This window comes from Methylomonas methanica, from assembly GCF_001644035.1.
Taxonomy (GTDB): Bacteria; Pseudomonadota; Gammaproteobacteria; order Methylococcales; family Methylomonadaceae; genus Methylomonas; species Methylomonas methanica_A.
The window spans coordinates 17906-28758 of record NZ_LUUG01000112.1 but is presented as its reverse complement, the minus strand read 5'-3'; the positions used below and the strand labels follow the sequence as shown (position 1 = coordinate 28758).

At 52.7% G+C, this 10853-nt stretch carries 4 protein-coding genes; 2 read left to right on the top strand and 2 right to left on the bottom strand.

Annotated elements, in window-relative coordinates; translation table 11 throughout:
* Together A1332_RS20745 and A1332_RS20740 are read left to right on the top strand one after the other, a co-directional pair.
* Positions 1-416: hypothetical protein (locus tag A1332_RS20745; RefSeq protein ID WP_331709887.1), on the top strand; the 416-nt coding region annotated here is incomplete at its 5' end.
* Positions 413-1129 carry a rhomboid family intramembrane serine protease gene (locus A1332_RS20740; RefSeq protein ID WP_064010333.1) on the top strand — a complete coding sequence of 239 codons (717 nt, stop codon included), beginning with the start codon at positions 413-415 and terminating at the stop codon, positions 1127-1129. The genes A1332_RS20745 and A1332_RS20740, both read left to right, overlap by 4 nt.
* A gap of 115 nt (positions 1130-1244) precedes the next feature.
* On the opposite strand, the gene A1332_RS20735 is transcribed toward A1332_RS20740, so the two are convergent.
* Both A1332_RS20735 and A1332_RS20730 read right to left on the bottom strand, forming a co-directional pair.
* Positions 1245-5600 carry a response regulator gene (locus tag A1332_RS20735; protein WP_064010332.1) on the bottom strand — a complete coding sequence of 1452 codons (4356 nt, stop codon included), beginning with the start codon at positions 5598-5600 and terminating at the stop codon, positions 1245-1247.
* A gap of 10 nt (positions 5601-5610) precedes the next feature.
* Positions 5611-10689: a PAS domain S-box protein gene (locus A1332_RS20730; protein ID WP_064010331.1), complete on the bottom strand. Its 5079-nt coding sequence runs from the start codon at positions 10687-10689 to the stop codon at positions 5611-5613.
* Positions 10690-10853: the final 164 nt, after the last annotated feature.

Sequence of the window (10853 nt, the reverse complement as noted above, 5' to 3'; positions counted from 1 at the left end):
CCAGATTTAGTTATAACTCAGCGGCAAAGGAACATATTCTGAAAAATTTAATGCCGGGAGACTCTCTAGTTGGATTTTTCATCGCCCAACAACCTTTCAAGCTTTGGTTGTTTTTTATCATCGGCCCGCTGGCAGTGTTGAGTATGAAGCAATATTTTATTGCCGTTACCCAAAAGGGCATCCATTTTCACCGCTTAAACTTATGGGGGAAATTTGCAAGCGACGACTTTTTTGCCTTCAATGAGATTGCCACCGTCAAAATCGGCAAGGGCATGCTGCAAAGACCGATGAAATTTGCATTTAATAACGGCCGAAATATCTACATTAAAGCGCAACTAAAAGGCGTTGAAAAAGTAGCCAAGCTTGACGAGGCCACGCAAAAACATATTGAACAACACATTGCCGTCGTTAAATGATTTTGTTTTTTATTGTGACGGCAGCCTATAGCGCGCTGCTGCTGTTTTACAGACCGTCGCCGAGCAGCCTGAAAGACGCCCCGCTGACTTTCTTGGAAAACTTTAAGCAAATTAAAGCGGCGTTGTTTTCCGGTCTGCTATTTTTTAGTATTTTTCTCTTTACCAGCGACTTTGGCTTTAATGAGGTCAATCAGCAGCTTTATCGTTTGTTTGCATTAAACAATGTTTCGGCAGCGGCGATTTTATGGCCGTTGCAATCCGTCACGCATTTATTTATCCACCTAAACTTTCCACATGTTCTGACCAATGTGGCCGGCCTGGGTATCGCTGCGGTTTATGAAAGGCAAGTCGGCTCGGGCCGATTTTTGATGGTATTGCTGGTAGCCGGCTTATCCTCTATCCCTTCAATCCTGTTCTATTCCGAGCCTATAGCGATCTGCGGCATTTCCGGCGGCGTATTCGGTTTAGCTGCCGCTTACTTCACCGACCAGGAGGGGCTGAGCACCAAAGAATGGCTGTATGCGGTAATTATCTGTCTCGTGTTTTTAGTGTTACTGTCCTTCGGAAACAGCATGGAATCTAAGGCAAACGGTCAACTGCAATATAAAATCGATTACTACGGTCATGCACTGGGGGCGTTGGGCGCTATCGTTTACTGCCGTTTCAGGCCTAGAAAATTGGCCGACAAGCCCTGGCTGGCAAACTCTGACTAAGAACTCTTGTAGGGTTGAATTTATTCGCACTATGAGGCCAAAGGTCGAATAAATTCGACCCTACAATATCTCCAACGCTTAACTTAACGGCGTTGGCCCTCGCGGGAGGAATTTACTATCCCCTCTTACTTTCATAGGCATAGTAACGCGCAATACCTTCCCGAACGTCGTTCCGTAATTCATCGTCATCCCAAGGCTTTTTGTGAAACTTGTATATTTCGCCTTTGTTAACGGCTTCGGTAATAGTGTTTAGATCGGCATAACCGGAAATAATCATTCGTACCGTTCGTGGGTGCATGATCTTGACGCGCGACAAAAACTCCGTACCGGTCATATCGGGCATCCGTTGATCGCAAATAATCACCATCACCGGATGATTCGCCAATAACTCTAGCGCTTCTTTGCCACTGCTCACCGTCAAAATTTCATAATCATCCCGCCGTAAACAGCGCTTCAATGCCGACATGATATAGGGTTCGTCATCCACAATAAGAACTTGCGGTTTTTGTTCATTCGAGGGCAGGCGAAGAATGGTGCCGGCCTGCAATAACTGCCGAATCTCAGCGCTGGGCAATGGCCGACTGAAATAGTAACCCTGTATCTGGTCGCAATGCAGCCTTCTTAGGTAAGTGGCTTGGCCCTGGGTTTCCACCCCTTCCGCGATGACAGCCAAACCCATGCTGTGCGCCATTGCGATGGTGGCTTGCACAATCACCGCATCGTTGGCATCGGTGATGACATTGTCAATGAAACTTTTGTCTATCTTGAGCTTGTCCACCGAAAATTGTTTGAGGTAGGAAAGCGAGGAATAGCCGGTTCCGAAATCGTCAATCGATAGATGGATACTTAGATCCTTTAGCTGTTTTAGGAGCGCCAGGGTCTCGGTTACATTCGTCATCAACAAGCTTTCGGTTAATTCCAATTCGATACAACGCGCCGGCAAATCGGTTTCAGCGAATAACTGCTTCATCAAATCGACCAAGCCACCGGTTTGCATTTGCATGGCCGAGACATTGACAGCAACGGTAAACCCATCGCGGATAAGGCCGGCATCCCGCCATTCCTTGGTTTGCAATATGGCCCGCTTGATAATCCAATCCCCCAAGGGCACGATCAAGCCGGACTCTTCCGCCAAGGGGATAAATTTATTCGGCGGCAAAAATCCCTGAAGCGGGTGATTCCAGCGCACCAAGGCTTCCAGCCCAATGACTTTTCCGCTGGCAAGATCGACCTGGGGCTGGTAGTAAAGCTCAAATTGTTCACCCTCGATAGCATGGCGCATGTCGTTTGTCAGCGCGATTCTGCACAGTAACAGCTCATTCATTTCCTGTTTGAAGAAACGAAAGCTGGACACTTTGTCGGCTTTGGCGTGATTTAAAGCAATCCCGGCGCGCTGCACCAATTCGCTGGCCGATTTAGCGTCGGAGGGATAAAAACTGATCCCGATCTTGGCTTCCAGATGGATTTCGTGCTGGGCTAGAACCACCGATTCCGTGACCGCTGCTTGCAAGGCAACAGCAAATTGTTCGGCTGCCGAAGGGCCGTTGATGTCCGAGCAGGCAATATTGAAATTATCCTTGGCCATACGGGTGACAAGGCCTTCGCTACCAGCGGCCTTGACCAGGCGATTGGCAATGATTTTCAGGGTTTGATCGCCTATTTCGTAACCGTAGGTGTCATCGATCGTGTGGAAATTTTCAATATCCAAACGCAATACTGCAATATCGTGATGCTGATGCTCGGCTTGAGCGATGGCTGACGACAACAGGTCTTCGAAGAAAAATTGATTCGGCAAACCGGTGACCGGGTCGTACCGCGATAATTGTACGATGCGATCCTGCATCTGCCGAGTTTCCGTCAAATCGTTGATGATGGCCACAAATAACGGGGGCTGATCATCGATTAATTCCAGGTGAACTTCAACGGGATACTCGCTACCGTCTTTACGCCTATGGATGGTTGAAAAATCGCAGCGACTCTTGCTGCCCGCACGCAGAGGCGCGCACAACAGTTCGAATGCTTCCAAGGTTAACTCGGGGGTAATGTCCAACGGCGTCATCCCTTCGAGCTCTTGACTTGAATAACCCAGATTGTCCCGCCCGCCCTGGTTAACATCGATAAACCGCAGTGTCCGGCTATCGAAAATATGAATTTCATTGGTGGAACGCGCCAACACCTGGCTGAAACGCGCAGCTTTTTTCTCGACACGCTTGCGTTGGACGATGCGCCAGAGGGCATTGGATATAAGCTGAACGGTTTCGACATCCAGCTCGGTGTATTCGATCGATTTGTTCCCTACAGCGGTTAACATCACCACTTTGCCGTTCTCGATCACCGGCACGGAAATCAGCCGACGCAGTTCGGGCTGCGTTTCAGAATAACCATGTTCAGGAGGCTGTCGTAAAAGCCCCCTCTCCTCGCCGGAGAGGGTTGGGGTGAGGGGGATAGTATAAGATAAAGCATTGATTTGCATACCCTCACCCTGCCCTCTCCCGAGGGGAGAGGGTTCTGTATCGGCTTTTACGAAAACCTCTTTAGGGAGATGAATCGGGTAATCATTGAAAACGGCCGGTTCGCGGCTTCTGACAGACTCGGCCAAGATGCCGGCCTGACTCAGAAGAATGCTGCTCTCGGCGGCCGATTGGCCCGTTCCTCGGGATAGAGCCGCCAGTTCCATACTGTCTTCGTCAGCATTGATGAAGTATACAAAGGCCAGCTGGCTACCGGTCAGTTCTTCTGCCAGAAGCATGCCGCGCCGCATGAATTCGGCCTCGTTCAAGTCTTCCGATGCCTTTGGCAGTTCCAACAAAGCTTGCGCACGCCGGGCCTGTAAAATCAGCTTTTGTTCGTTTTCTATGCGCTGAGTGACATCAACGCCGACACCATCCCAAACCACACTGCCATCGGCTTGCTGTTGCGGACTGGACTGAAAAGCAATCCAGCGCTGACAACCATCGGGCGGATTGAACAATACGGTACCCTTATAGACTTTTAATTCCCGCAAGCACTCGGCTTCCGCTGCGATATATTCCTGGCGTGAATCGGGCGCCATCTGGGCAAAGAATAGATTCATATCATTGAGCATTTGTGCGGGTTTCAGGCCATGTAATTTCTCCACGCCGGCACTGATGTGCCGCAAGCGTCCTCGACCGTCCGGCCAGATTTGGTAGCGGTAGACATAACCGTCCGGCAGATTGTCGCCCATCACCCGCAATTGATGCTCCCGCTCCCGCAAAGCCAGCTCCGCTTCGACTCGTGCGGTGATGTCATTCAGCAAACCGTCGAAAGAATCCACTTCGCCCTGTTCGTTACGGCTTAGTCGGGTAAATTCATCGATCCAGATCCAATGCCCGTCACCGTGCAATAAGCGGTATTCCTGATGATATTCGTCCGGACCATAGGCAATGTGTTGCGCGACTTCGGCTTCGATCCGAAACCGGTCTTCGGGCGGGAGCAAATCCAGATACTTCACTTTTCCCAAGCGCAGATCCTCCGGACGATACCCCCAAACCGAGATGTTGGAACTGACGTAACTCACCGGCCAATCCTCGGTGTTGCGCCAGGTAATCGCGACCACCGGGGACCGGCAGACGATGGAGTCCAAGTGTTGCAACTCGGCGGTGTGCAGCTCAATCAACTGCTCGAAATGATGATTCAAGCGGCTGAGTTCCAAATGCGTGCGTATCCGCGCCCGCACTTCGTCGATATCAAAAGGCTTGGTAATGTAATCGGCGGCGCCAATCGAGAAGCCGCGCACTTTGTCCACCGCTTTATCCACCACGCTGACGAATAACACCGGAATGCGGGTGCCTACGGCCGTTGCCTTGATGCGCCGGCACACTTCATAACCGTCCATCTCCGGCATTAGGATATCCAGCAACACCACATCGGGCGGATGGGGGCCAAGCACTATTTCGACAGCCTTGCGGCCATTACTAGCGACCCGGATGCGATATTCCTCTTTTAAGGCCTCGGCCAATTCGTGAATATTCTCCGGCATATCATCAACCAGCAGCAGCACCGGTCGTTCTGCCCTGATCAGCATCTGTTCATTCAAAGACATCAGCGGCTTGCGGCGAAATTGGCGCAATTCCAACTGCGTCATTATTCGCTGTTTCAGCAGGTCGGGATTAACCGGTTTGGTGATGTAATCGGCGGCACCCAATTTCAGACCGGCTGCCTCGTCAGCGGATTCCGACAAAGCCGTGACGAAGATCACCGGAATATCGGCCGTCATAGGCTCGGTCTTTAACCGCCGCAACACCTCGTAACCGTCCATGCCCGGCATTTTGATGTCGAGCAACACCAGATCCGGACCTGGTGCGCGCATCGCCAGCTCCAGCGCTTTTTCGCCGTTGGTCGCGGCAAGAATGGCGTAGTCTTCGCGCAGAATACTCAATAAGGCATGCAGGTTTTCATTGACGTCATCGACGATCAGAATGCTCGGTTTGCTGTTATTAGTCTGAGACATGGTAATTTCGCTAGTTTAATGACGGCCCAGCCAACAGACGTTGTTGCACCGCCGCCAGCAGGGCTATGGCTTGATCTATGTTAAACGCATCGACCTCGGCGGCAATCTTGTCGAAATCGGCTTCGAACTCACTACCGGCCGTACCCTGGCGTAAATCACCGATTAACGCTTCGGCTGCGCCTAAATCGCTTTCCAAGACGGCCATTAGCCGGGTGATTTTAGCGGTAACGGCATCGGCCGATAGCCGTTTTGCCGGCGATGCGGCCGGCGCCGGCGGTGCGGCAAGACTATCGATGTCGGTCATCACCTGTTGCAATAAATCGCGTAGCTGCTCAATGTTTTCGGCGGCAGGCCGTTGCTGTTGTTTAAGCAAGACATCGATGCCGGCGACGCACTCGTAAAATGCGTTGGCGCCAATATTTCCCGCCACGCCCTTCAAGGAATGGCAATAATTTTCAGCCGTCGTGAGATTGTCGGTCTGCAATATGCGCTGTAATTCGTCAACTGCGTTGGCGTAATGTTCGCGAAAGCGCCTGAGTTGTTTGCGATAAGCAGTTTCCTTACCGCCGATGCGGCGAATCCCCTCGCTGACTTGCAAACTTTGCAAGCCTAATAACTCAGGCGAACAAACTACCCGTGCCGCCGCGATATTGACCGCATAAGTCTCGGCCAGAGCATCAGTCGAAGCGGCGGGCAGCCATTTTGCCAAGCAGGAAAACAAGCTCTGCGGCTCAACCGGTTTGGTAACGTGGTCGTTCATGCCGGCCGCCCGACTTTCCTCGGCATCGCGGGCCATTGCCAGCGCGGTCATGGCGATAATCGGCAAGCTGGCAAAGCGCTCTCCGCCCGGTTGACTAGCCAAAGCGCGAATCCGCCGCGCCGCCTCCAGACCGTCCATCACCGGCATTTGGATGTCCATCAATATGCAATCGTACTGGTAACGCTGCACCATTACCAACGCTTCCTCGCCATTCACCGCCTCATCTGCCTCGATATTCATACTGCGTAGCAATTCGATGGCAAATTCGCGATTGATGGCGTTATCTTCCACCAATAATACGTGGCGGCCAATGAAATTCGGCGGCGCCTGTGAGGCTGCATACGGCGATTCCTGCCGACCGAGGACGTCGCCGCGCCCCAATGCCGACAACATACTATCCAGCAGCGACGACGGCGAAACCGGCTTGATCAGAAAACCATCCACCCCGGCTTGGTGAGCCAGCAACATCACGTCTTCGCGGCCGTATGCCGTGATCATGATCACCTTAGGTTGCAGCACAATAGCCGCATCGGCATGAATCCGCCTGGTGGCTTCGTCGCCATTCATGCCGGGCATCCGCCAGTCCATCAACACCAGATCGAAAGGATGGTCGGCGGCGGTTTCCAGCAAACGAATCGCGGAGGCGCCATCGCCGGCCAAACTGACATCCAATTGAAAGAAACGTAACATTTCCGCGAGAATTTCTCGGGAAATTTCGTTGTCGTCCACTACCAACACACGGATGCCTTTCAGTAAAGACCCGGTCTGATCCAACAATTCCCGGCGACGCGCCTCGGCCTGTTGGGCAACGTGCAGTTGCACCGTGCAACAAATGGTCGTGCCTTGACCGGGTTGTGAATCTTCGAGCCAGATCCGGCCGCCCATCAGTTCCACCAGGTGTTTGCTGATCGCCAGTCCCAATCCGGTGCCGCCAAACTTCCGAGTAGTGGACTGATCGGCCTGGGTAAATTTCTGAAATAGACGCCCTTGCAGTTCCCGGTCCATGCCGATGCCGGTATCGCGAACTGAAATCTGCAAGATGATCGCGTCGTCCTTTTTGCTGAGCATCCGGAACGCCAATTCCACTTCCCCGCGTTCGGTGAATTTGATGGCATTACCGCAAAGATTGAGCAGAACCTGTTTCAAGCGCAGCGGATCGCCCAGCAGAGTGGCGGGAATGTTCACATCGTAGCGAATTAAAAACTCCACGCCCTTTTGCTCGGCCTGTAGTCCGATGGCGTCGGTGAGTTGCTCCAGCACTCTATCCAGGGCAAACTCGGTAGACTCAAATTCCAGCTTGCCGGCTTCGATTTTGGAGAAATCCAGAATGTCGTTGATGATACCCAGCAGCGAATGCGCCGCGCTTTGGGCTTTCGTCAAGTGGTTGTGCAAGGTAGAGGGTAAATCCTGTTTCAGGGCCAGATACAACATGCCTAAAATCGCGTTCATCGGCGTGCGGATTTCATGGCTCATATTCGCCAGGAACTGACTCTTCGCCAAAGTGGCCGCTTCCGCAACCTGGCGGGCCTGCTCCAGTTCCAGGGTACGCGCCGCCACCAGCTCTTCCAGATGGTGGCGATAAGAATCCAGTTCGACCTCTACCCGCTTTTTCTCGGTAATGTCCTCCTTGATGGCCAGATAGTGGGTGACGGCGCCGTCCGATTGCCGTACCGGCGTGATCTGTGCCCATTCGATATATTCGCTGCCGTCCTTGCGCCGGTTAATCAATTCGCCGGACCAGCTTTTACCCTGGGTCAGGGTATTCCACATCTCGTCGTAAGTGGCCTGACCGGTGTGTCCGGATTGCAGGATACGCGGGTTTTTGCGGATGGCTTCCTCGCGGCTGTAGCCGGTGACCGCGCTAAAATGCTGATTGACATACTCGATCTCCGCCTTCAGGTTGGTGATGACGATGCTGTTGGGGCTTTGCTCCACCGCGAGCCACAATTTGCGCAGCTCCGCTTCCGCCTGTTTTAGTTCGGTAATGTCGGTAATCACTGCCACTCGACAGTTACGCTCGGAAAAATTGATGTCATGCGAGCGCACGATGATGTCGATCACCCGGCCGTCTTTGAGGATATGCTGCCACTCGCCGATATAGGCAAAACCGTGTAGCCCGGCAGCCAAGTCGGTAATAGCCTGTTTCTGTTGGTCCGGGAACAGATCGGTGAGATTTAGCGCGGTGATCTCCGCTTGGCTGTAGCCATATAACTGGTTAAACGCGTCGTTCACGGCCACCATGGCCAGCGTGCCGCGCTCATAAATCAACATCGGCGCCGGGTTATGATCGAAGAGATGGCGGAACTGCTGCTCTATCTGCTTGCGTTCGGTGATGTCCGACCAAATCAGGGACAGATAATTGCGATTTTTGATTTCAATCACTTTTATACTGACATGCACATTCAGCAAAGAGCCGTTCTTGTGGCGGCGTAAGGTGTCGAATTGCGCACCGCCGGCTTGCATGAAATCGTCTGTTATTTGTCTAATCTGGGCGGCAGCGAATTCTCCTTGAATATCCGGCAGGCGCAAGCAGGCGAATTCCTCGCGGCTGTAACCCAAGTGTTGACAGGCGGCGTCGTTGAATTCGATGAATTCGAAGGTTTCGGCATCGATCAGAGTAATCGCATCGGTGGCCTGCGAGACAATGGCGCTGAAAATGCGCTCGCGATTTCTGGCTTTTTCCTCGATGATCCGACGTTTGATAAAGCTACTCACCCGTTCGGCTACGGCATCGAGCAAGAGTCGTTCTTCACCCAAAAACTGATCTTTCCGTTGCGCCGGACCCGACTGTAGATAAGCGACCGAGATACTGCCGGAGGCCGCACCGTCGATTTGAATGGGCGCGGTCAGCAAGCTGCTCGGATTTTTGAAATTGCGGCTGAAATAACTCTGACCCTCCCACTCCAGGCGGGCCGCGGTTGCTTCAGGACAATCCCAGCCGGAAGGCAATAGGTCAACTACACGCTGCAACACCTCGGGCAAGGGCATTTCTAAATCCTCGGTAGCCCGAAAAACCGCGTGCAGACATTTTTGTTCCTTGATGCGCTCGTTTAAGGCGCTCTGTGTTGCATGCAGTTGGGTAATGTCTCTGGCCATGCCCAGTACGCCGATCAATTTGCCGTCGCTGGAATTCACCGGCGTTTTGATGGTTTCGTAAAGTGCAGTGTGCTTGCCGTCGGCATGGGTTAGCCAGTCCTGACTTCGAATAGGCTCGCCGGCGGCGATGGCTTTAAAGTCCTGTCCGCGGTATGCATCCGCTTGTTCACGGCTGACAAAATCATAATCGGTCTTGCCGACGATGAGGTGTTCAGGGTTGCCGTACAGCGGTTCGAAACTAGGGTTACACAGCAGGTACACGCCGTCGGGATCTTTCAGCCATATTTTGTCGGGCATGGCCTTTAATAGGGTGCGCAGCAAATCTTCTTTGTCGGCCAAGGTTTCCAAAGCCCTTTGCCGCTCGGAAAAATAGCAAGCTAATGCCATACCCACTGCCGATAGCACCACCATGAAAAACCAATAGTTGATTTCGTGGTTATCTCCCAAGCTCGGATCGGCCAAGCCTGAGCGTCGCCAAACCAAGCCGAACATGGCCTGCGTCGCGGTAACGACCAAGATCAGCGTGGTAGCGCGGCTGCCAAGACGCACAGCCGCCCAACTGACAAACAGAAATATCCAGTAACTTTTCGCGTAAGCGCCGAGGCTGTCGTGAAACCAGTCGAGAAAAACCAGCTGACCCACCAAAAAGTTCAGCGCAATAATCATCAATGCTTCGCCGAATGCTTTAGCGCCTTGCAGCTTACAGGAACTGTTAGCCCAGACCAGAATCAGCGGCGCGATCAATATCACGCCCAGCGTGTCGCCCATCCACCAATGTAATAGGGCGGGAAGGACTGCCTCCTCGCCGATAAAACCGGCGACAAACAAGGTCAACGTGCCTATCGCCGCCGTCAGCGAACAAGCCACAACCCCGCCGAGACTAATCAGCAACAGGTAATCGCGCAGAGTTTTCAAAGTATGGTCGAAGCTGCGAATGCGTTGGAGCAACCAAGCGCCTGACCAGGCGCCGAAGGTGCTGCCCATTGATATGGTTGCCGCACTCAACAACGCTTTGCCTTGCCAGACATTAAGCGCCAACGCCCCGACAAATATTGCCCAGACATAGTTGCGGCCGCCCAGCAAAATGGCAGCCAATGCCAGTCCGCTGGCAATAAAAAAAACACTGGCACTGCCATTGGGCGCGAAATATAACAAAGCCAATCTAGCTGTTACCACATAAAGACCGGCGACAGCTATCAATCTAAGCCGCGCAGGTGCCATTGCTTCACGCATAAACCCTCCTATGGCTGAGAGTATAGCGACTGCCGGGGGGATTTCTAATTTATGTAATCTCGCTGATTATTAACCCGGCCCATAAATATCGTCGCTCCCGCCTGCGCGGGAATGACGAATCCAGGGAATTTAGGGGCCGGGTTAATAATCCTGGCCACGATGCC